The sequence below is a fragment of the Kribbella ginsengisoli genome, from assembly GCF_039537185.1.
Lineage (GTDB): Bacteria > Actinomycetota > Actinomycetes > Propionibacteriales > Kribbellaceae > Kribbella > Kribbella koreensis.
On record NZ_BAABAA010000019.1, the window covers coordinates 105,581 to 126,780 of the forward strand.

19 protein-coding genes and 1 riboswitch are annotated in these 21,200 nt (G+C 67.6%); of the genes, 8 read left to right on the plus strand and 11 right to left on the minus strand.

Going from position 1 to position 21,200, the window contains the following annotated elements:
- Positions 1-25: 25 nt before the first annotated feature.
- The 8 genes from ABD768_RS39365 to ABD768_RS39400 form a co-directional block, all read right to left on the minus strand.
- Positions 26-1,054, minus strand: a complete 1,029-nt coding sequence (locus ABD768_RS39365; protein ID WP_344849489.1) for a DUF4037 domain-containing protein — start codon at positions 1,052-1,054, stop codon at positions 26-28.
- Between the two features lie 20 nt (positions 1,055-1,074).
- Positions 1,075-1,998: a PASTA domain-containing protein gene (locus ABD768_RS39370; RefSeq protein WP_344849491.1), complete on the minus strand. Its 924-nt coding sequence runs from the start codon at positions 1,996-1,998 to the stop codon at positions 1,075-1,077.
- On the minus strand, positions 1,998-2,495 hold the full coding sequence (locus ABD768_RS39375; protein ID WP_343974153.1) for a SigE family RNA polymerase sigma factor: 498 nt from the start codon (positions 2,493-2,495) through the stop codon (positions 1,998-2,000). Before ABD768_RS39375 ends, ABD768_RS39370 begins: the two co-directional genes overlap by 1 nt.
- A 69-nt stretch (positions 2,496-2,564) precedes the next feature.
- The gene (locus ABD768_RS39380) at positions 2,565-4,160 is read right to left on the minus strand and encodes an alpha-L-fucosidase (RefSeq protein ID WP_344849492.1); all 1,596 of its coding nucleotides are present in this window, start codon (positions 4,158-4,160) and stop codon (positions 2,565-2,567) included.
- A 238-nt stretch (positions 4,161-4,398) separates the two neighbouring features.
- Positions 4,399-4,593, minus strand: coding sequence for a GNAT family N-acetyltransferase (locus ABD768_RS39385; RefSeq protein WP_344849493.1), 195 nt, complete (start codon positions 4,591-4,593; stop codon positions 4,399-4,401).
- 763 nt (positions 4,594-5,356) lie between these two features.
- Entirely contained in the window at positions 5,357-6,334 is a 978-nt protein-coding gene (locus ABD768_RS39390; protein WP_344849495.1) for a TolB family protein, read from the minus strand.
- Positions 6,331-7,563, minus strand: coding sequence for an MFS transporter (locus ABD768_RS39395; RefSeq protein WP_344849497.1), 1,233 nt, complete (start codon positions 7,561-7,563; stop codon positions 6,331-6,333). The genes ABD768_RS39390 and ABD768_RS39395 overlap by 4 nt, the downstream gene beginning before the upstream one ends.
- Positions 7,564-7,575: 12 nt before the next feature.
- Entirely contained in the window at positions 7,576-9,132 is a 1,557-nt protein-coding gene (locus tag ABD768_RS39400) for a discoidin domain-containing protein (protein WP_344849499.1), read from the minus strand.
- A gap of 165 nt (positions 9,133-9,297) precedes the next feature.
- Here ABD768_RS39400 and ABD768_RS39405 point away from each other — a divergent pair, with 165 nt between their 5' ends.
- The 3 genes from ABD768_RS39405 to ABD768_RS39415 are packed head-to-tail and all read left to right on the plus strand — an operon-like array spanning position 9,298 to position 11,398.
- Positions 9,298-9,633, plus strand: coding sequence for a PadR family transcriptional regulator (locus ABD768_RS39405; RefSeq protein WP_343974136.1), 336 nt, complete (start codon positions 9,298-9,300; stop codon positions 9,631-9,633).
- A complete protein-coding gene (locus ABD768_RS39410) occupies positions 9,630-10,577 on the plus strand; it encodes a hypothetical protein (protein WP_344849502.1) in 948 nt (315 codons plus the stop codon). Before ABD768_RS39405 ends, ABD768_RS39410 begins: the two co-directional genes overlap by 4 nt.
- Positions 10,574-11,398, plus strand: a complete 825-nt coding sequence (locus ABD768_RS39415) for a phosphatase PAP2 family protein (protein ID WP_344849503.1) — start codon at positions 10,574-10,576, stop codon at positions 11,396-11,398. The genes ABD768_RS39410 and ABD768_RS39415 overlap by 4 nt, the downstream gene beginning before the upstream one ends.
- Here ABD768_RS39415 and ABD768_RS39420 read toward each other — a convergent pair.
- Both ABD768_RS39420 and ABD768_RS39425 read right to left on the minus strand, forming a co-directional pair.
- Positions 11,286-12,689 (minus strand): dihydrolipoyl dehydrogenase family protein, encoded by a 1,404-nt coding sequence (locus tag ABD768_RS39420; RefSeq protein WP_344849505.1) that lies wholly within the window; start codon positions 12,687-12,689, stop codon positions 11,286-11,288. The genes ABD768_RS39415 and ABD768_RS39420 overlap by 113 nt on opposite strands.
- Positions 12,690-12,713: 24 nt before the next feature.
- Positions 12,714-13,157: a VOC family protein gene (locus tag ABD768_RS39425; RefSeq protein WP_343974126.1), complete on the minus strand. Its 444-nt coding sequence runs from the start codon at positions 13,155-13,157 to the stop codon at positions 12,714-12,716.
- Between the two features lie 189 nt (positions 13,158-13,346).
- Positions 13,347-13,458: riboswitch (guanidine-I (ykkC/yxkD leader) on the plus strand.
- A 56-nt stretch (positions 13,459-13,514) separates the two neighbouring features.
- Here ABD768_RS39425 and ABD768_RS39430 point away from each other — a divergent pair.
- The 5 genes from ABD768_RS39430 to atzF are packed head-to-tail and all read left to right on the plus strand — an operon-like array spanning position 13,515 to position 19,927.
- Positions 13,515-15,056, plus strand: coding sequence for an amino acid permease (locus tag ABD768_RS39430; protein ID WP_344849508.1), 1,542 nt, complete (start codon positions 13,515-13,517; stop codon positions 15,054-15,056).
- Positions 15,053-15,664 (plus strand): DUF1989 domain-containing protein, encoded by a 612-nt coding sequence (locus ABD768_RS39435; protein WP_344849509.1) that lies wholly within the window; start codon positions 15,053-15,055, stop codon positions 15,662-15,664. Before ABD768_RS39430 ends, ABD768_RS39435 begins: the two co-directional genes overlap by 4 nt.
- Positions 15,661-16,278, plus strand: a complete 618-nt coding sequence (locus tag ABD768_RS39440) for an urea amidolyase associated protein UAAP2 (protein ID WP_344849510.1) — start codon at positions 15,661-15,663, stop codon at positions 16,276-16,278. Before ABD768_RS39435 ends, ABD768_RS39440 begins: the two co-directional genes overlap by 4 nt.
- 29 nt (positions 16,279-16,307) lie before the next feature.
- A complete protein-coding gene (locus tag ABD768_RS39445; protein WP_344849511.1) occupies positions 16,308-18,341 on the plus strand; it encodes a 5-oxoprolinase/urea amidolyase family protein in 2,034 nt (677 codons plus the stop codon).
- Positions 18,338-19,927, plus strand: a complete 1,590-nt coding sequence (gene atzF / locus ABD768_RS39450; protein WP_344849513.1) for an allophanate hydrolase — start codon at positions 18,338-18,340, stop codon at positions 19,925-19,927. The genes ABD768_RS39445 and atzF overlap by 4 nt, the downstream gene beginning before the upstream one ends.
- Here the strand turns inward: atzF and ABD768_RS39455 are convergent.
- Positions 19,900-21,120, minus strand: coding sequence for an MFS transporter (locus tag ABD768_RS39455; RefSeq protein ID WP_344849515.1), 1,221 nt, complete (start codon positions 21,118-21,120; stop codon positions 19,900-19,902). The two genes, atzF and ABD768_RS39455, sit on opposite strands and share 28 nt — an antisense overlap.
- Positions 21,121-21,200 lie beyond the last annotated feature (80 nt).

Sequence of the window (21,200 nt, forward strand, 5' to 3'; positions counted from 1 at the left end):
CCAGGTCGGTTGACCTGGGCTCCTGTCATTCCTGCTCGAAGACGCGGAGCAGCAAGGTGCGGTTGTGCGGGCGCCACAGCAGCTCGCGGAATTGGTCCACCGGGCCGACCGGCCATCTCTCGAGGATGCTCAGCACGGCCGGGTCCTTGATCTGGGCCGCCAACAGCCCCGGGTAGTCGGCCCAGGCGACCTTGAACGGCCGGTCCCACATCTGCTCGACGCCGATGGTGACCGGCTCGGTCAGCTCCAGCGCATTGTGCATCGCACCGAGCTTCTCGTACGCCGCGTTGAGCGCGCGCTCGCGTTCCTGCCAGGTGCCGGCGCGGAGCACCTCGGTCAGGATCGGCTGGAGTTCGGGGCCGCAGTCGAGTCGGGCGAACGCCGTACCGAACCACTTCGAGTACGGCGCATACTGCCGCTTCATCAGGAAACACAGCCGCATCAGGTCGGTGACCAGCCGCGAACCGATCAGCGCCGACCCGAGCTCGTCGCCGACCGAGCCGGTCCGGCCGACCAGGTTCATCTCCGGATGCACCCGCCACCAGCCCGCGATCAGCAGATAGAGCCAGACGTCGCGCGGGTAGTAGGCCAGCCGGTCGCGGACGTCCTGCAGTCCGGCCTCATCATGATGGACCGCGCCGGCGGTCAGTGTCCGCAGCGTCTGCTCGGGGAAGGTCAGCCAGTCCTCGACCGTCAGCTCGTCGTGGATCTCGACCTTCAGGGTGTCCCGGAAGTACCCGTGGATCGTGTGCACCCCGATCGACCCGAGTACGCCCGGTGCGGCCGCGTCGATTGACCGGCCCCGGTACTCCGCGGGCAGCTCGCGCCGCAACGTCTCGGCGACGGCCGGGTTCTCCTCGCGCAGGAAGAGCAGCACCCGTGGTTTCCAGTCGTGATCCGTCGACACCTCGTCGTCGAAGCCGAGCACCTCCGACCCACGCCCGATCAATGCCGCGCTGTGCGGGAGTACCGGGAAGTTCGACTCCAGGATCGGCCGCACCGCCTCGGCGTAGAACAGTCGGCTCAGCTCGAGTCCCGGAACGAAGTCAGTCATACGCTCCATTTTCTCAGGGATCAGCGCTTCGCGGCGACCGTGATGGTGACTGTTGCCCCTTGGGGCAGCATCGTGCCGGGGAAGGGCGCGACCTTGAGCAGCTCGCCCGGCGCGTAGCCCGGCGCGTCCGTGGCCTTGGTCTCGACCCGCAACCCCAGTGCGCGCAGCAGATCGGCGTACTTCCGCCCGGAGCTGCCGTCGTCCTTCGTCGTCACGCCATGCTGCTCCGGTACGCCGACCCGATCCGGCAGCACCATGATCCGGCCGAGAATGCGATCGACCTCGGCCGCACTCGTCGTCGACTCCGCAGAGAACCAGACCCCGGTCGACGGGAGGAGCACGATCCCCCGGCAGACTTGCGGACCGCCGGCACCACCCGTCCAGCAGGCCGTCCGCTGCCGTTGGGCCTTGACCCCGTCGATCTGGAACTCCTCGTCCGGTTCGAAGCCGTACTTGTACACCAGCTCCTGCGCGCCGTCACCCACCTCGACGCTCTCGACACCGACCGGCCGGGGAAACGCGCACGCCTGCGTCAGCCACCCGTCGATCAGGACCGTGTCCGTCTGCGGAGTTCCGCAGCGGACCTGATTGGTCCCCCACCCTTGCGGGACCGCGATCGCCACATGCCCCAAGCCGGCCGGCCGCATCCCGGCCGGCACTGCGTTGGTCCCCGTGCCGTTGATTGCCGTCGGCACCGGGTTGCTGAGGTTGGGCGTGCTCTTGGACGAAGCCGGCACCTTCCCCGAGCCGCCGCCCGGCGTCGCCACCAGCGCGGTTCCGCCGACCGCCGCGACCACAGTCGCCGCGGCGGCCAAGGAGACCAGGGCGGTACGACGGCGCTTGCGACGGGGCAGCGCCGCCAGCATCGCGTCGATCGGCCGCTCGCCGACGACGGTCCGGTCGCCGGCTCGTTCGAGCAGCTCGGCCAGCTGGGATTCGCGCATCAGATTCCTCGCAGTTCTGCCAGGTTCGGGTCCTCGGCGAGCGTCTTCAGCGCTCTGGCCAGCCGGCTCTTCACCGTCCCGGCCGCGACGCCGAGAGCCGACGCCATTTGCTGCTCGCTGAGATGCGCGTAGTACCGAAGTACGACCGCTGTCCGCTGCTCGCTGGTCAACCGATCCAGCGCCCGCATCACCGCGTCGGAGTCATCGACCCCTTCGGTCTGATCGGCGCCGGCCACCTCCGGCAACACCGCCGCCGGACGCTCCCCGGTCCAGCGACGGCGCCGGGACGAGACGAACTGATTGATCAGCACCCGATGCACATACGCGTTGCGATCCTCCGCGACCCGCACCTTGTCCCACTTGAGCAAACACCGCTCCAGCGTGCTCTGCACCAGATCCTCCCCCTCAGCCACGGAACACCCCAGCAACACAGCCGCCCGCACCAAACTCGCCCAGCGCGCAGCCACAAAGTCACCGAAATCGTCGTCCGGACCCACATCTCCCCCGCTCCACCAGGCTCTCTCACCTAGTAGACAGCCTGGCCAGGTCCAGAGGTTCCCCGGCTTTCAGACTCCGTCGGCGATCTTGTAGACGGGAGCGTAGGTGCCGTCGGCGGCTGCTTTGAGGGTTGTGTTGCCGTTGGCGACCGTGAGGGGGACGGGGCGGCCTTGGTGGGTGGTGGTGCCGTGGAGGGTCAGGGACTTGATGGTGATGTCGCCTTTGGGGTTGCCGAGGACTACGGCGTACAGGTTGTTGCCTTTGGTGGTGAAGACGACTTTGTCGCCTGCTGTGGTGGTGGCGGTCGAGCGGGTCCAGGGGCGGGTGCCGGTCATCGCCTCTTGGTTGGTGCGGAGCCAGCTGCCTACTCCCTTGAGGCGGCTGAGTTGGCCGGGGACGATCTCGCCTTCGCCGCCGCTGGGGCCGAGGTTGAGCAGGAGGGCCCCGTTGTTGGCGGCACCGCTTGCGAGCGCGTCGATCAGCTCGGGGACCTTGGCGTAGTCGGCCTCGGTCTCCTCGCGGTTGTAGCCGAACGAGCCGCCGATCCCGCGGTCCTGCTGCCAGAACTTCGACTGGATGGTGTCGAAATCGGCGTACTCCGGCGTGCGGAAGTCGCTGTGCGGCACGTCGGCCGGCGTACTGACGCTGTCGGCCGCGCTCGGGAGCTGGAACACCCCCTTCATCACCTGGTCGAACCCCCACCGGAACGGCTGCCGCCCCAGCACCTGCCGGCTGAACGACGACGTGCTCCACCGATCGTCGACCACCCCTTCGGGAACCGTGTTGTAGTAGTCGGCCATCAGCGCGTACAACCGTTTCGAACCGGTCGGCCAGGAGATGTCGTTCCACAGGATGTCCGGCTTGTACCGCTGGATCAGCTCGTGCACCTGATCGATCGCATACTGCCGGTACTCCGCGCCGTACGGCAGGTAGGCGTAGTCACCAAGCGTCTTCACCACCTTCGGCTGGAACGTCCAGTCGACACCGCCCGAGTAGTACACGCCGAACTTCAACCCCTGCTTGCGGACAGCCGTCGCCAGCTCACCCATCAGATCCCGCTTGGCGTGAAAGTCCGGCGCATGCGGATTGCGCACCGCGGTCGGCCACATCGAATACCCGTCGGCGTACTTCGCCGTCACCACCACATACGCCGCGCCGGCCGCCTTGAACTGCGCCGCCCACTCATCCGGATCCCAACGCTTCAGCCCTGCATCGAACTCTTCGGTGAAGTCGCTGTACGCCGCATCCCCGTAGTGCTCGCGATGGAACACGGCCGTCGGCGAGTCCGGGTCCTTCATCGCGTTCGCATAGTCCTCGGCGTACGGGTTGTGCGTCATTGCGTCGCCGTACTGCGTCTCCAGCAACTTGTTGAACGTCGTCCCCTTGGGCGCGTACCCCGGTACGGAGTACAACCCCCAATGGATCATCACCCCGAACTTCGCATCCGCGAACCACCGAGGCAACGGACGCCTCTCCAACGACTCGAGGTCCCCCGTATAAGGCCCCGACGTAGTCATCTCAGCCTTCCGCCCGTCCCGCCAGCTCCAGACGTAGGTCCCCACCACGAACACCAGCACGACGGCGACCACCACCACGAGCACCCGCCCGAAGAACCGCCGAACCCGATGCCGCTTCCTGCTCTTCGCCTGAACCTCACTGACCATGGCAACACCGTGCCAGCGCCCAGCCCCCGAGCGAATCCACCCACAGCCCACCCCACCCAGCCACCCGGCTGACCCCGCCCTACGACCAAAGTCGCAACCCTCACCCGCCCGCGCTGATCCGGAACCTCCGACAGAAGCACGGCTCCCCCAAAAACGAGTCGTCCTCACCCCGCCCGGTCTCGGTCATCCCCAAGCGACCGCAGAATCCGCACCGACGCAACCGTTGGCATCCAGCGCCTCAGCCCGAAATCTCCCGCAACCCCAGTACGCCGAACCCGCACACCAACCCCAGCCGAGCCCCCGCACTCCCCAGCCCAAGCCTCCACCGCTCCACCACATACCCCAACTCTCGCCACCCGACCTCACTCCCCGCCAGGTCGACGTACCCCACCAACTCGCCGCCGTGCACAGCCACCAACCGCAACTGCCCCACGTTCGGCTCCACAATCACTTGCCGCCAATGCGCCTCATGCCCAGCCAACGACCGATCAAGCCGCCACCCAGCCACCTCACAAAACCGTCGATCCAACCCCCAGCGTGCAAACACCGGCCCATCAGCCAGCTCGAGCGTCCGAAGCCGCAACCCATCCACCCACAAACCCTAGCCGCGTGGCCTGCTCCGGACTCAGGTTCGCCGACTGCGAGGGCGCTGCGGATCGGTGGCTCCCGATGGCGAGCGTGTGGCCTGGATGGCTGGTTGCCGATGGCCGGCCACGCCGCGGCGCCCCTGCCATCGAGTCACCCACAAGCAGCCGTCGGCACTAACCATCGCGCCAGCGCCACAACCCCGCCAACGAACCCCGTTACTTCGCCCACTACCACCCTGTAGGACACCAGCGGCCGAACAACCCGCCAGCCGACCCGCCCACGCTGCCCTCACCACTCACCCGCCGCCAGCCGCCCGGCGACTGAGCCAAAACACCCCCGCCGCCCTCCCAAACCAGTTGCCTGAGGCACCTAGTGCCCCACCTGCGCACCCCCCCAGCGACGGATCCACTCACACCGAGCACAAAGTCACCAACCCCGGCACCGCCACGCACGCACAACCCCCACCAACCACCCCAACACGCCGAGGCAAGCGATTACCCGCCGAGTTACGCGTGCACTGACGACCGCTACCTGCCATCAGCAACCAAAACCGACCGGCTGGTCTTCCGATCGAGCGGCCTGCCGGTCTGCTGGTCTGCTACGGCGGGTCAGCGGACCGCGGGTGAGGAGGCGTCGGGGACTAGGAGGGTTGGGGTGCCGGTTGGGTTGGCGGGGACGGACCAGATGTCGGAGGTGGTGTCGTGGTGGAGCGCGTAGAGGATTGTGGTGTTGTTCTGCCAGAGGGGCTGGTCGTCGATCGGGCGGGTTTCGGCAGGGTGGGTGATTTGGTGGGTGGTCAGGTCCAGCACTGCCAGGCGCCAAGTGCCGTCGGGAGTCTTTTGTTTGTAGGCGATTCGGCGGCCGTCCGGGGAGAGCGACGGGCATTCGACATTCGACGCGACGGCGTCGCCTCGGTAGCCCTGGTAGTCGGCCTTGATCAGGTGTGTCTTTCCCTTGCTGCCCATCGTCACGTAGAAGTACTTGCTGTCGGCAGTGAAGGTGATGCCCCAGTAGTTGATGTCGGAGGCGAAGTAGCGTTTGCCGTCGACGAAGACCGGGAGCTCTTCGATGCTCTTGAGCAGAGTCCGGGTGCGAAGGTCGTACAGGCCGGTGCGGGTGGAGAAGCCGGTCGCGGAGTACGAGTCGCCGGTGACGAAGACGGTCCAGTTGACGATGTTCCCGTCGGGTGAGACGCGGGCGCGGCTCGGCGTACCGGGCAAGGTCTCCTGGTGCTTCACCTTCAGATCCGGCCCGAGCGCAAGCATCTCGGTGAGCGGCGGCAGCGACCCCGGCTTCAACCGCAGACAGATGCTCGTACTGCGAGCCGTCGCGAACCGGTCGCAATGCAACTCCCCGACCTGCCGTGGACCAGCGGAATCACCGACCGGTACCACCGCCAGCTTGCCCTCGTCCGGTCCCGACGCCAGGTTCCGGAAGTACAAGTTGCCCGGAGCAACCGCCACCTGTCCCGACACCACTGGCCGCGCGTTGACCGCCGGTCCGCCACCACGTGCCTGTACGACGTACAGCGTCCCGGCCCCGAGCAGCAACAGAACGCCGATCACACCCGTGAGGATCTTCTTCATCGCGCTTCCTCCCAAGGCCGGACGACCGCAGCCGCGAGCGTGACCACCAACAGAGCCGCCGTAGTAGCCAGCAACGCCGGCCGAAGATCCCACAGCGTCCACACGAGACCGACCAACACCGCCGACACCATCCGAGCCAACGCCTGCCCCGTCTGGAGCAGCGCCAACCCACTAGCCCGCAAGTGCTCAGGCAGCAACGGCCCAGCCGCAGCGGGCAGTACTCCGTCAGTGGCCGCGTAGAAGGCGCCATGCAACCCCAACGCCACCACCGCGAGCAGCGGACTCTTCACCGGCCCACACAGCAACAGCAGCGCAAGCACCAGTGCCCCGTGCCCAGCCAGGAAGAGCTTCCATCGCCCGACCCGATCAGCCAGCCGCCCCAGCGGAACAGCCAGCAACAAGAACGTCCCCGCAGTACCGATCGGCAGCAGCGGGAACAGCGCCGTACTGACCTCCCACCGCCGCTGCAACGCCAGATAGACAAACGAGTCGGTGATAGTCACCAACCCGAGCATCGCCGCCCACCCACAACACCGGCGAAAGGCCTTGATGCTCAGCAGTCCAAGCATCCCCCGCAAGGGCACAGCGATAGCCGGCCCCGGCCGCGGATGATCCTTGACCAGCAACACCAACAGCAGCACCCCACAACAAGCGATGCAGAAGCTGCCCACGAACACCGCGTCGAAGTCGCCCAAACTGGCCCACAACACCCCAGCCGCCACCAGCGGCCCGAGAAAGGCGCCAAACGTATCCAGCGCCCGATGCACACCGAACGCGCGACCCAGCTTCGCCGGCTCAGTGCTCAACGAGATCAGCGCGTCGCGAGGAGCAGTACGAATACCTTTGCCGGCCCGGTCGATCGCAAGCACTCCCCCGATCGCCGCGACCGAGGAGCCGGCCGCCAGCAGCCCGAGCTTGCAGACCGCTGACAGCCCGTAGCCGATGCCGGCGACGGCTTTGAGCCGCCGCCAGCGATCGGCCACGTGCCCGCCGACGAGTCGCAGTACTGCGGTCGCCCCGGCATAGAGCCCGTCCAGCAGACCGAACTGCAAGGGGTTGAGGCCCAGCCCGATCACCAGGTAGAGCGGCAGGATCGCCGTCACCATCTCCGACGAGATGTCGGTGACCAGGCTGACCACGCCGAGCGCCAGCACGTTGGCCGGCACCCGGCGCCACAGGCGGCCGGTCTGTTTCGAAGGGCTGCTACTGCGAGTCTCGGCGAGATACATGAGCCCGGCCTGTCAGTGGCAGGTGTAGGTCGGGCTGCTGTCCAGTACCTGCTGGTCGAGGTTGATCAGCTGGCTCTGGAAGGTGGTGTCGGTCATCGACAGCTTCAGCACGCCGAAGGTCTCGAGCAGCTTGGCGGTCGTCGGGTGCGCGGTCTTCGGCGGGTATAGCTCCTTGCCACCGGTACCGCCGATGATCTCGACCGGCCCGTTCGGATCGGCCACCCCGCTCTTGTTCTGCGGCAGGAACCGCTCGTAGTGGTGGTCGTGGCCGTTCAGCACCAGGTCGACCTTCGCGCCGACCAGGACGTCCCAGAGCTGCGCGGCACCCGCGTTGTCACCGTGGTCACCCGAGCTGAAGCGCGGGTGGTGGTAGTAGGCCGCGATGCAGCCCTTGGTGTTGGCGGCCAGGTCCGACTTCAGCCAGGTGAGCTGGGCCGGCTCGGCGAGCGCCTTGGACTCCTTGACGAAGTCGTTCGAGTCGAGGGCGATGAAGTGCCAGTTGCCCTTCTCCCAGCTGTAGTACCGCTTGCCCAGCGGCTTCGCGATCGCCGAGCCGAAGTACTTGTCGTACCCGTTGTACGACGGGTCGTCATACGTCTCGTGGTTGCCGGGGATCGGCTTGGTGATCGACTTGAACCGGCCCCACGACTTGTCGTAGTAGTTCTGGAAGTCGGACAGATGCGCGTCGTCGTACTGGTTGTCGCCCATCGTGATCACGTTGGCCGGCTTGATCAGATCGACCAGGTTCGCGGTCTTCGGGTGGATGCAGTCGGACGACGACGCGGTGCACTGGTCCGCGATGTCACCGGCGGCGGCCAGCACGAACGACCCGGTCCCTCCCACAGCGGTCTTGACCGTGATCGGAGCACTGGCCGCGGACAGGTTGCCGGCCAGGTCGCGAGCGCGCACGGAGTACTGGTACGACGTATCGCCCGTCAGCCCGGAATCGTTGTACTGCGTGCCGCTGACCGTCGTGACCACGACCCCGTCACGAAGTACCTCGTACCCGCTGACCCCGACGTTGTCCGTCGACGCCGTCCACGACAAGTTGGCGGTCGTCGCTGTCACCGCCGTGGCCGTCAAGCCCGTCGGCACCGACGGCGCCTGGGTGTCACCGCTCGAGTCGAGGGTGCCGTAGGCCTCCAGCTCGAACAGCGAATAGCCGTAACTGGTCCCTCGCTGGGTACCGACCAGGCGGACGAACCGGCCGTGGCCGCTGAGCCCGGTCAGGTCGTCGGTGGCGCCGTTGCCGCCGGTGACCGACTTGATCGTGGTGAAGTTGGTGCCGTCGTCGGAGACCTCGATGCGGTACGCCTTGCCGTACGCGGCTTCCCAGCTCAGCTTGACCCGGCTGACCGAGGCCGGCTGCCCGAGATCGACGCGGATCCACTGCGGATCCGATCCCTCGGCGCTGGCCCAGCGGGTGCTCGTGTTGCCGTCGACGGCCTTGTCGCCGGTGAACGAGCTGCTCTCGTTGCTGGAGGTGAGGACTGGTTTCTGCCGGGACAACAGCACATCCGCTGTGGTCCCCGCCATCGCGTTGCCGACGCTGACGCCGACCACGAGCATTAGGGATAACAAGACTGCCGAATTTCGGATCCGTCTGGACACGTGACCAACTCCTGGGGGCGGGTCGGGAGAATTGTTAGGAAAGTTACCTAACAGATAACCCATCGTCAATGGCCGGACACCCTGCCGTCCTGATACTTCGTGAGCCGATATATACTCGCCGACGTGAGGAACCAACACCCGACGCTGACCGAGTCGCAGTACTTCCTGCTGGCCGCCCTTCTCGACGGGCCACTGCACGGGTACGGCATCATCAAAGCCACCGAGCAAGCCACCGGCGGACGGCTCCGGCTCGCCGTCGGCACCCTGTACGGCGCTCTCGAACGGCTCGAGCGAGCCGGCCTGGTGATCGCCGACCACGAGGAGATCGTCGACGGCCGCGCCCGCCGGTACTACCGGCTGACCGACGAAGGAAACGCGAGCCTGCAGCGCGAGGCCCTGCGCATGCAGCAGGCAGCCCACGTCGTCATCGATCGCGCCCCGCGGACGGCCCAGGCATGAATCCTCTGGTCCTTCGCGTCTACCCCAAGTCCTACCGCGATGCCCACGGCAACGAACTGCTGGCCACTCTCGACGAGGTCCACCCCGGCCGGGACTGGCCACCATTGCGCGAGGCAATCACTCTCGCGCGCGGCGGACTCCAGGCCCGCATCACCGAGGAGTCCCAGAGCGGATCCTGGTGGTGGCACGGCCTCCAACTGGCCGCCCTCTGGCTGGCGCTGCTCGCTCTGACGCCTTATCTACAAGACGTCTGGAACTGGACCCTGCACATCGACCCGTCGACGCACGCCGTCAACTTCCACTTCAACGGCTGGCTCCCGTGGTCGGTCGGCGGCACCGCGTACGACCGGCTGCTCCCCTACGGCCTGCTCCCGCTGATCGCCTTCGTCGCGCTGCTCCGCGGCCGCGCGTGGATCGCGGTGCCGCCCGTCGCCGCGATGATCTACACCAGCGTCACCCTCGACGGCTCGAGCATCTTCGGCGTTCAAGGGGTGGTCGGCGGCAGCTACTACGGTCTCGGCGCGCCGATCCTGAACAACGACGTCTTCCTGCCGCTGTTGTTGCTAGTGGCATCCATCCTGCTGGCCGCGCGAGGAAGCAAGGCAGTACCGCGCCGATCGTACGGCTGGCTGATCCCGGTCGTCTTCGCGATGTTCGTGGCCGGCGGCCTGCAGATCGCTTCCTACGACACCTGGTTCCAGCGCGGCCAGTTCGTCCTCGAGGTCGCGCTCGTGGCCGGCGCCGGCTGGGCGACGATCGTCACCCGCGACTTCCGCTGGGCCGTCCCGCTGGCCTTCTTCGCGGTCGTCCGCACCTGGGCGATCCTCACCGACCCGACGATGCTGAGCTTCCGTCCGCAACCGAGCACGACCGTCCTGCTGGCACTGGCCGTCACCTTGCCCGCGCTGATCCTGGCCACCAGAAGGAACAACAAGCTCACATGAAGTCCCTGATCGCCTTCGTGGCGCTCTACGTCGTCGCCGTCTGCACCCCCTGGGGCCAGAACGCGGAGAACTCCCTGCTCGTCGGGTACGCCGATCCCGCCCTGATCTACCGCATCGTGTACTCCGTCGGACCGCCGCCCCTCAAGCTCGAAGAGCTCACCATCGTCGCCGGCCTGACGCTGATCCTGCTCGTCGCTCTCCTCCGCAGGCAGTGGATCCTGGCCGTCGCGGGCCTCGGCGTACCGGTCGCAACGATCGCCTGTACGGAGCTCCTGCACACCACGATCCTGCCCCGGCCCGACATCGTCGGCGCACCGATCTCCGAGATCGAGCCGAGCTTCCCCAGCGGCCATGTCGCGATCGTCGCAGGCCTGGTCCTCGGCGCGATCCTGGTCGCCACCCCTCGCGCCCGTCCGTACGTCGCCGCCGTCGGGACCGTCTGGCTGTCGCTCATCGGAGCCGCGGTGGTGGCCCTCCTCTGGCACCGTCCGAGCGACGCCATCGGCGCGACCCTGATCGCCTGCTTCTGGTACGGCATCGCCACCCGGCTACTGACCAAACAGCAGCACCCCATGGCGACGCCGCCGGCGCTGATCGTCCTCGGGCTCGCCGCCGTCGGCGCGATCTGCGGCGGCGCCCGGACCGACTCCTATCCGCGCTCGTTCGTCTTCGTCGCCACCGGCCTACTCTGCGCGACCATCATCTGGTTCACGGTCGCCCGTACGTCTCCAGCAGGCGCAGCCAGATCTCGTTCATCGTCGGGTACGCCGGAACCGCGTGCCACAGCCGGTCGAGCGGAACCTCACCGACCACCGCGATAGTTGCTCCCTGCAACAGATCGGAGACGTCCGGCCCGACGAAGGTGACGCCGAGCACCACCTTGCGCTGCTCGTCGACCACCATCCGGGCCGTGCCCTTGTAGCCATCGGCATGGACGGCGGCGCCGGAGACATTTCCGATCTCGTAGTCCACGACGCGGGTCTGATAGCCGGCTTTCTCCGCGGCGGCCGCGGTGAGGCCGATCGACGCGACCTCGGGGTCGGTGAAGGTGACCTGCGGTACGGCCTGGTGATCCGCCGTCGCCACGTGGGTCCCCCACGGCGCGTCCGACACCGGCTTGCCGTTGGCGCGGGCGGCGATCACGTCACCGGCCGCGCGAGCCTGGTACTTGCCCTGGTGGGTCAGCAACGCACGATGGTTGACGTCGCCCCCGGCGTACAGCCAATCGAAGCCGCGGACCAGCAAGGTGTCGTCGACGTCGAGCCAGCTGCCCGGCGTCAGCCCGATGGTCTCCAGACCGATGTCCCCGGTACGCGGGGTGCGGCCGGTCGCGACGAGGACTTCCTGGGCGGAGATGCTCGAACCGTCGCTCAGCTCCAGTACGACCTCGTCATCGAGTCGCTTCACGCTCTTCGTCTCCGTGTTGAGCAACACGGTGGCGCCCAGCTCGCGCAGTCCGTCCGCCACCTGCTCACCGGCGAACGGTTCCATCGTCTCGAGCAGCCCGCTGCGGGCGATCACGGTGACCGCAGTACCGAAGCCCGCGTACGCCGAGGCCATCTCGACCGCCACCACGCCGCCACCGATGATCGCGAGGCTGCTCGGCACCGTCTTCGCGCTGGTCGCGTCGCGGCTCACCCACGGGTCGGCGTCGCGCAGGCCCGGGATGTCGGGGATGAGCGAGTCGGAGCCGGTCGAGATGACGACCGCGTGCCGTGCGGTCAACACCTGGTCCCCGACGGTCACCTGCTTCTCGCCGGTGATCCGGCCATGGCCACGGACCAGGGAGATACCGGCTCCTTCGACCCACTTGACCTGGCCGTCGTCGTTCCAATGACTGGTGAACTCGTCGCGCCGGTCGAGCACGGCCTGGACGTCGAGTTCACCGGTCACGGCCTGGGCGGCACCCGGCACGCGCCGGGCGGCCCGGAGTACCTGGGCTGAACGCAGCAGCGCCTTCGAGGGCATACAAGCCCAGTACGAACACTCGCCACCGACCAGTTCGCTCTCCACGATCACCGCGGTCAGACCGCCCTTGACTGCCCGGTCGGCCACGTTCTCCCCGACCGCGCCGGCGCCCAGCACGATGACGTCGTACTCCGTAGTTGCCATGCCGCCCATCGTCCCAGTCCTCGGTCAGCGGCCTGGCAGGCGGGTGACGACTTCCTGTACTACCCAGCCGTTGCCGTCCGGGTCGCTGAACGAGAGCCACGAACCGTAGCTCCGGCGCTCGGGGTCCGGACCGGCCGCCCGGTTCGCGTCGCCGGCGTGGTGGAAGACACCGTCGGCGTCGTGCCAGACCTCGCTGACGTCGGCACCCTTCGCGATCAGTTCCTCACGCGCGGCCTCGATGTCCTTGACGACCAGCTGCAGCCCCTGCAGCGAGCCCGGCTCACCGTTGGAGACGCCGTCGCCGAAGATGACCGAGGCGTCCGAGCCCGGCGGCGTCACCTGGACGACCCGGAACCCCTTCTCGGTGGCGAAGTCGGCGTCGAGCCGCCAGCCGAGTTGCTCGTAGAAGGCCTTCGCCTTGTCGACGTCGCTGACGGGGATGACCACTACCTCTAGCTTCATGTCCATACCTGGAAGGTAGGAGCGGGGCCGCGGGCTTCGCGCCCGTCAGATGACGCTGTCGGTGTACGTCAGTCTCCTCACACCTGCTCTCAGGGCCGGCCGATCGGCGTGAGGTTGTGTTCATCAGGACGTTACGAGCGGTGGCCTGGGGTGAAACACGGCCGTCGTGGACTGGTGGACGACCCGCCGACGAGGGCGGGGCGCCCCTAGGGTTCCGCTCCGGTAGTACACCGGAGGACTGGTCCGAGAGGGGAGACGGCACCGGTCCGCCGGTGCCGTTCCACGGCGGGACAAAAGCCCGGGAGGCCTTGATGGCCCCGGGCTGCCGTGCGCGTTCCGGGCTGACTCTTTCGGGAGGCCGGAATGTCCACAACGCTCGACCCCGCCGCGGTCGACGGCGCTAGTGCCAGCGATCTCAGCAGCTTCGGTTATGACCAGCAGTTGTCCAGGCGGGTGGGGACGTTCGCTTCCTTCGCCGCCGGCTTCTCCTTCGTCTCGATCCTGACCACCGTCTTCCAGTTGTTCGGTCTCGGCTACGGCTTCGGCGGTACGGCGTTCTTCTGGACCTGGCCGGCCGTCCTGGTGGGGCAGCTCATGGTCGCGCTGTGCTTCGCCGAGCTGGCCGCGCGCTACCCCCTCTCGGGCGCGATCTATCAGTGGTCGCGCCGGTTGGGCGGTGCCGTCGTCGGATGGTTCGCCGGCTGGACCATGATCGTCGCGCAGATCATCACGGTCGCCGCGGCCGCGATCGCGTTGCAGGTCGTCTTGCCGGCGGTGTGGAGCGGCTTCCAGCTGATCGGCACGGATCCATCGCTCGCCTCCCGTGACGGGGCCGCGAACGCAGTACTGCTCGGCTGTCTGTTGCTGGTCGTCACCACGACGCTCAACGCGGTCAGCGTCCGGATCACCGCGATCGTGAACTCGGTCGGCGTCACCTGCGAGCTCATCGGCGTCGTCCTGATGGTCATCCTGCTGACCGGTCACGCCGAGCGCGGACCGTCCGTGGTTCTGCACACGACCGGCCTCGACGATTCGACCGGGTACGTCGTACCGCTGCTGATCTCCGCGCTGATGGCGGCGTACGTGCTGGTCGGCTTCGACAGCGCCGGGGAGCTGTCGGAGGAGACGCACAAGCCGCGGGCGACGACGCCGCGGACGATCATCCGGGCTGTCGTTGCCTCGGGCATCGGTGGCGCGTTCCTGATCGTCGCCGCGCTGATGGCCGCGCCGTCGTTGACCGATGGTTCGCTGGGGTTGCAGGGGCTGCCGTACGTGCTCACCAGCAGCCTCGGGTCGACGACCGGAAAGCTGCTGCTGCTCGATGTCGCGTTCGCGGTCTGCGTGTGCACGCTGGCGATCCAGACCGCCGCGGCCCGGATGATCTTCTCGATGGCGCGCGACAACGTGCTGCCGTTCTCGTCCCAGCTGCGGCAGGTGTCGCCGCGCACCGGCACGCCGCTGCTCGCGACCGTCGTGCCGGGTGTCGGCGCAGCTGTTTGTCTGGTCGTCAACGTCGGCAACGCCGGGCTGTTCCTCGGGCTCACGAGCGTCTGCATCATGTTGCTCTACCTGGCGTATCTGATGGTCACGCTGCCTTTGTTCGTACGCCGGCTGACGGGCTCTCCGCTACCGGCCGGGGTCGACGAGGATGGGAAGAAGCTCTTCTCGCTCGGGCGGTTCGGGCTGCTGGTGAACGGGGTCGCGGTGCTCTACGGGCTGGCGATGGCGATCAACCTTGCCTGGCCGCGCTCGGAGGTCTACGACCCGGCCGCTGAGGGGTGGTATCTGCATTACCTGCCGATCATCACGCTGGTCGTCACCGGGGTCGCGGGCTTCGTGACGTATCGGGTGCAGCGCGGGCGCTACCACGCTGCGATCGCTCAGCCGGTGCTGGAGAACGCATGAGCTACCAGCATGTGATTCCGGCAGATGCGGTCTGGTCGTTTCCGGTGCGCGCGGATCGGTTGGTGCGGCTGACGGCTCTGGGTGACGCGGCCAACGCATCGATGCTGATCGTGGCGGCGGATCGGGTCGATCGGCTGAATGTGCCCGACACGTTGAAGGCGCAGATGTCGGCGTGTGTCCGGCCCGGGTTGGTGTTGATGTCGGATCGCGGGTTCGCGCTCGCCACCGTGGTGGAGTCGAGCTTGGAATGGCACGACTGCCTGGCGGGCATCGGAGACCGCGATGGGGTGGTTGTCGAGCTTACGAAGTACGGGCTGGGTGAGGTCGATCTGCACGGGAGCATCAACTTCTTCTCCAAGGTGGGGATCGCCGATGACTCGCGGGCCTCGATGGCTTATGTGCCGGGGCACGCGGTGGCGGGCGATTCCGTCGTACTGCGCACCGCCGCCGACCTGCTGATCTTCGTCTCGACGGCCGCGCATCCGCTCTCTGGGCTGCCTGCCGCGGACGTGTCCGTGGAGGTGTCTGTCGCTGACGGGCCAGGTCCAGAGCCCTTGCGTGACGAAGCCGGCCGCGCACTCGAGATGACCCGGAGGGCTGCGCTGTGACTGCTGTGGAGCTGACGGCTTTGGATGTGACGGTCGCGGCCGGAGATGGGGCATTGGTACCGGTACCGGCTGGCGGCCGGCTGCGAATCGTCGACCTGCACGGGAATCAGGCAGTCGACACCTTGGTCTACGACGCCGCGGACGTTGCCAACCGGTACTCCGCCTTCGACACGATGCGGACTCAGGGAGCTGTGTTCCTGACGACCGGCTCGCGGCTGCTGTCGACGCGGCTGGATGAGCTCGCGGTGATCACCGACGACACGTGTGGACGGCATGACACGGTGGGCGGCGCGTGTTCCCAGGAGAGCAATGTCATCCGGTACGGGGAGCACACCCGGCATCAGCACGCATGCCGGCAGACCTTCCTCCGGTACGGCGCCGCGGCGGGAATCGGGCAGCGGGAACTCGGCCACAACATCAACTTCTTCATGAACGTACCGGTGACTCCGTCCGGTGGATTGAAGTTCGACGACGGCCTGTCCGCGCCGGGCAAGTACGTCGAGCTGACGGCATCGCGGGACATCCTCGTCCTGATCAGCAACTGCCCCCAGATCAACAACCCCTGCAACGGCTGGAACCCGACGCCGGTCCAGCTGCTCGGCTGGTGGAGTTGATGGCCCGCGCTCTGGTAGTTGCCCCTGGCATGCAAACGACAGTCCAAGATCTGGACGGACGACAGGGCCTGTGGGACGTCGGCGTACCACCCTCTGGAGCGGTCGACGAACTGACCTTCGCCCTACTCAACGCCGCCGTAGGCAACCCATCCCACGCTGCCGGCCTCGAATGCGTAGTAGCCGGCCCGGCCCTCCAACTCGATGAGGACCGCCTGGTCTGCGTAGGCGGCGCCGCCACCCAAGCAACCATCAATGGCTACCACCTCCGACCTGGCACAGTAGCCCGCCTGGCCGCCGGCTCCGTCCTGGACGTTGGCCCCCTGGACGGCCCCGGCATGCGGGGCTACGTCGCCGTAGAAGGTGGCATCGACGTCCCCCGTGTCCTAGGCAGCCGCTCCACCTTCATCCTCGGCGAATTCGGCGGCCTGCAAGGCCGTGCCCTACTCGCTGGAGACCTACTCCCCCTAGGCCGCCAGGAAAACCTGCTCCCTCCAGCAACCATCACCCTGCCGATCTTGTCGAACGAGTGGACCCTGCGGGTCATCCCCGGCCCCCACGGCGCCCCCGAACATCTGACCCCTGACGGCATCGACTCCTTCTTCAACACCGTCTGGACAATCGACCACCGCTCCGACCGCACAGGCATCCGCCTGGTCGGCCCCATCCCTCAATGGGCCCGCACAGACGGCGGCGAAGCAGGCCTCCACCCCTCCAACGTCCACGACTCCGCCTACCCGGTCGGCGGCATCATGCTCTCCGGCGACACCCCAGTAATAGTAGGAAAAGACGGCCCCTCCCTAGGCGGCTTCGTAGTCCCCGCAGTAACCATCGAGGCAGACCGCTGGCTCTTAGGCCAACTCCGCCCCGGCGACACCCTCCACCTCCACCCAGTAACCCCAGCAGAAGCAGCCGAAGCCATGCGCGTACGCCGCGCCTGGCTGGCCGACATACGCCAGCCCGAACAACACCACCCCGTACCCACCCCCGCCCCTGACCGACCTCCCGCCCTCCACACAACGACCTCCACCGCAGACCTCAGCAACCAGCCCAGCCGATCCGGCGATACCGGCCACCCCACCCAGCCTCGCCGCCCGGACCACCCCCTTCAGCCCGCCCACCCCAGCCACCTCGCCCAGTCCGGTAGCTCGCCGGCGTACAGCATCCGGCTCGCCGGTGAGCGCCACCTGCTGGTTGAGGCCGGCCCACTCGAGCTGGACCTGACCGTGCGGGTCTGGATCCATCTGCTTGCGGAGGCACTCCGTGCGGAAGCTCTCGACGGCGTGACCGAGATAGTCGAGGGAGTCCGGTCCGTTCTGATTGCAATTGACTCGGCGCGATTGAAGCCGAAGCAACTGGCACAACAGCTCGTAGTACTGGCTGGCGGGCTGGCGGATCCGGAGCGGGTGGTGCTGCCGGCGCGGGAAGTCAGTTTGCCGATCGCGTTCGATCATCCGTTGGCGCATGAAGCGATGCGGCGGTATGCAGCCTCGGTGCGACCCGATGCACCCTGGTGTCCGGACAACGTGGAGTTCATCCGGCGGGTCAACGATCTCGAACAGCGGGACGAGGTGTTCGACATCGTTGCCGAGGCCACCTATCTCGTGGTCGGGCTCGGCGATGTGTATCTGGGAGCGCCGGTCGCAGTACCGATCGACCCGCGCCATCGCCTCGTGACGACGAAGTACAACCCCGCCCGTACTTGGACCCCGCAGAATGCCGTCGGCATCGGCGGTATCTACCTCTGCATCTACGGCATGGAAGGCCCCGGCGGCTACCAGCTCGTCGGTCGTACCGTCCCCGTTTGGCGCCTGTCTGAGCGCGACGAGCAACCGTGGCTGCTCAGGCAGTTCGACAAGATCAGGTTCACCCCCGTCAGCACCGAGGAACTCGCCCGGCAACGCGCCGACATCAAGGCCGGCCGCGCGGATCTCCAGGTGCGGCCGTCGACGTTCTCGATCGCCGACGTCCGCGCGATCGAGCAGGAGGCACCGATGGACATCGTCAGTCTGCGCGCGAAACGCCGCGCCGCGTTCGACGCCGAGCGGGCGAGGTGGGGCGCATGACCGTCTGGATCACCCGCGTCGCCCCGACCGAACCACGCCCAGGCCCGCTGCACGGCCTGACCATGGCGATCAAGGACAACATCGACCTGTACGGCGTACCGACCACCGCCGGCGACCCGCGCAACACGATGCCCGCGGCAACCAGCGCCTTCGTCGTCGACCGCCTGATCGAGGCCGGTGCCGTCCCCCTCGGCAAGACGAATCTCGACCAGTACGCGACCGGCCTGGTCGGCACGCGTTCGCCGTACGGCGCCCCGCACTCCGTCTTCTCCGACCTCCACATCTCCGGCGGCTCCAGCGCCGGAAGCGCTGTCGCGGTGGCATCCGGCGAGGTCGACTTCGCGCTCGGCACCGACACCGCCGGCAGCGGCCGCGTCCCGGCCGCCTTCAACGGAATCGTCGGCATCAAGCCGAGCAAGGGCCTCGTCTCCACCACCGGCGTCGTCCCGGCCTGCCGCTCACTCGACTGCGTGACGGTCTTCGCCCGTACGGTCGACACAGCCCGCCGAGCCTTCGAGGTGATGGCCGCGTACGACCCCGCCGACCCGTACTCCCGACAGCTGCCCCAAGCCGCCCACAAACAGGGCCCGCAGCGCATCGGCGTACCGGACAAACCCCTCGGCCTGGACCCCCTGCACGAACAGGCCTGGAGCGAAGCCCTCGACCAGGCCGCCAAACTCGGCGACGTAGTACCGGTCGATATCACCGCATTACTCGAGACCGCCGACCTCTTGTACTCCGGCCCGTGGCTCGCCGAACGCTGGCTGGCGTTCGGCGACAAACTCGACGACGACCCCGCCGTCGACCCGACCGTCCGCGCGATCGTCCGCAAGGGCGCCGCGTTGACCGCCTCCGAAACCTTCGCCGGCTTCGACCGCCTGGCCGCTCTGAAGCGCCGATCCGAACCCCTCTGGAACGAGATCGACGCCCTCCTGCTACCGGTGACCGAGACCCACCCCACCCTCGCCGAGGTCGCCGCGGACCCGATCGGTGTCAACAGCCGACTAGGCCGCTTCACCAACATGGTCAACCTGCTCGACCTCTGCGCGATCGCCTTCCCCGGCCCCGCCCGCACCGACGGACTGCCCTTCGGCGTCCAGCTGCTCGCCCCCGCCGGCCACGACCACCAGATCATCGACCTCGCCGCGGTTTGGTGCGGTGAGCAACCAACCACCCCACCGCCCGCCGACGGCGTCCTGCTGGCCGTAGCCGGCGCCCACCTCACCGGCCAACCCCTCAACAACGACCTCGTACTCCGCGGCGCCACGCTCGCCTTCGAGGCCAGGACCGCCAGCGACTACCGCATGTTCGTCGTGCCAGGCCCGTTGCCCCGACCCGGCCTGACCCGCACCACCCCGCCGGTCGTCGGCTTGGGCATCGAGGTCGAGGTCTGGCGCCTGCCCACCGAGGAGCTGGGCGGCTTCCTGTCCACGATCGCGCCACCGCTGGCGATCGGCCCGATCGAGCTCGCGGACGGCACCGAAGTACTCGGCTTCGTCTGCACCGCAGATGCGGTCGACCCCAGCCAGGAGATCACCGCATCCGGCAGCTGGCGCAACTACCTCGGCACCGGCTCGGGGACGTAGCGAACGAACATCAGGCACACGCTCGCAGCCGCGAGCGCCAAGGAGACCGGCACCATCGTGTAGCGATAGCCCGCCGTCGTGGCCAGTACGGCCGCGCCGAGCGGTCCGATCGCGCGGGCAGCGAGCACCGGAGTAGCGAGTGCTCCCGAGATCGTGCCGTACCCGGCCGCGCCGTACCGGTCGAGCAGGATCGCGGGCGTCGCAAGAGTCGAGACGCCGAAGCCGAGTCCGAACAGCACGATGCAGACGGCCGCCCCCAGAGCACTCCGGCCGAGCAACGGCAGGACGCCGATCGCGAAGCACTGGATCAGGAACGTCCGCGCGACGATCGTCGACATGTCGAGCCAGCGCTGCAGTACGGAGGTGACGAGGCGGCCCGTCACGGAGTACAGGCCGAGCAGTCCGGTCAGCCCCGCGGCGACGGCCGGTTTGTACCCGAGGTCGCCCAGGAAGAGCACGAGGTGAACCGAGACGATCGCGATCGCACCGCTGTGCAGGACGAAGCCGGTCGTGATCAGCCAGAATCCGCCGTCGCGAAGCGCCGCCCGAATCGCCCGGCTGTGCTCCGTCCGATCGGCGGCCGTCTTGGTGTGGGTCGGGCGGGTCCCTCTCAACGCCAGCGCATGCAGCGGGACGGTCAGCAGATTGTGCGCCAATCCCAGAATCAGCAGCGCCTCCCGCCAGCCATGGGTGCGGATCAGCAGTCCCGCGAGCGGGATGAAGATCGTGCTCGCAAGCCCGGCCACCAATGTCACGACGAGCAGCGCGTTGGTCCGCCGCTTCGGCTCCAGCACCGCCACCAGTACGGCGATCGCCGGACCGTACAGAACCATCGCCGACGCAACCCCGATCAGCGCGAACACCGCATAGAGCTGCGCGACGTTCTGCACCTGCGACCAGGCAAGCACGGCGACACTCGCGAGCAACGACCCAGCCGTCATCAACAGATGAGCCCCGCGCCGATCAAGCCAGCGCCCGACCGGAACCGACATCACGCAGCTGACCAGAATCGCCAGCGTCAGCGCACCCGCCGAGGTGGCCGTCGAGATCCCCAGCTCCGCGCTCATCGGCCCGAGGAAGACCCCGAACACGTAATACAGAACGCCGTAACCGGCGGTCTGCGTAATGGCCAGCGCAGCCACCACCACCGGATGACTGCCCCGCGAAACACTCGACCCCAGCTGAGCGGACATTGCGCCCGACTATGACTCCCCGGCGCCCCCTCCACAACCCCCAAGTTACGGACCACCCAAAGCAACCTCTTTTGGACCAC